The organism is uncultured Campylobacter sp. (assembly GCF_938030685.1).
In the GTDB taxonomy this organism is placed as follows: domain Bacteria; phylum Campylobacterota; class Campylobacteria; order Campylobacterales; family Campylobacteraceae; genus Campylobacter_B.
Window position 1 is genome coordinate 1 of the sequence record NZ_CALHHX010000056.1, and the last position, 1,245, is coordinate 1,245.

2 protein-coding genes are annotated in these 1,245 nt (G+C 54.4%); both read right to left on the minus strand.

Annotated features, from left to right (window positions below; translation table 11 throughout):
* The coding region (locus Q0369_RS02665; protein WP_298095606.1) for a class I SAM-dependent methyltransferase at positions 1-696 on the minus strand (696 nt) is incomplete at its 3' end.
* Positions 697-816: 120 nt separating this feature from the next.
* Positions 817-1,245, minus strand: a 429-nt coding sequence (locus Q0369_RS02670) for a TonB-dependent receptor (protein ID WP_298095609.1), incomplete at its 5' end; no start/stop codon positions are given.

Genomic DNA, 1,245 nt, shown 5'->3' on the forward strand with positions numbered 1-1,245 from the left:
GACTCGCTCGTAGCCCTGCTCCTTAAGCCGCGCGATGAAAGCATCCATGTCGCCGTAGTTTCCGCGCGAAAAAAGATCATGGATTGCGAAGCTGCCGCCCTTTTTAAGCACGCGGAGCGTCTCTAAAAGCAGCGCCTGGCGGTCCTTGCGCATAATGTTATGATAGACGTAGTTGCTTGTAACCGCATCGAAGCTGCCGTCCTCAAAGGGTAGTTGCGTGGCATCAGCCTGCTCGAAGCTAGTGTTTTGCACCGCTTCGGCGCGCGCATTGGATTCGCACAGCTGCTTGTTAAAAGACGCATACTCAAAGCCCCAGCGATCGACGCCCAGCACCGATGCGTGCGGGTTGCGCTTAGCAACGGCGATCGTTAGCGCGCCGCTACCGCAGCCCACGTCCAGCCCGCGCCCGCCCTCGGGCAGATCCACGTATTTCGCCGTGCCCTCTACGATCGCGCGCGAGAGCTGACGCTTGCCGCCGTAATCAAACGCGCGGTACCACACGACGCAGTAGATCGTAAAGCAGCCCAAAACCAGTGCCGCTGCGCCGAAAAGCCCGGCAAGAAACCACCTCAGCACGCCGCCAACAAAAGCGCCGCAAACGCCGAAAATCAAAAACAAAACTAACGCCACGCCCGCAGCCGCGGCAAATGACGCGATCATGCCCTTGGGCACCCAGTTTTTATAATCGGGCTTCATCTTCGCTCCTTTTATTAAATTTAATCCTGCGGCGGAAAAGCGCGCGGCGGCAAAATTTTAAATTTCGCCCGTAAATTTTAAAGCCCGCAGCTCAAAACCCCACCTAAATTTAAACGCACGCTAATAGGTGTATTTAAACTCCGCGTAGTAATTGCGCCCTGGAGCCGGAGTATAGACGTCCGAGCGTAAATTTTGGTTGTAATTATACTCCTCGTCAAAGACGTTTTTTACTCCCGCGCTTATCAAAAATCCGCTTGCGAAGCGGTACGCAGCGCCCAGATCCACGATCGTGCGCGAGTCGATCCTATCGTGGTTGCCGTCGTGCGATGATGAGAAATATTTAAAATCGCTCATCAGCGTTAAATTTCTAATCGGCTCGTAATCGACGCCCAAAACGAACTTCGAGCGCTCCACCAGCGGAACCTGCTTGCCTTTATTCGCGCCGGATTGGATCTTGGCGTCCACGTATGAAAAGGTCTCGCTGAGCTTTAAATTTGAAAGCAGACTTTGCTCCGCATACAGCTCCACGCCCTTGCGGCGCGTCTCGTC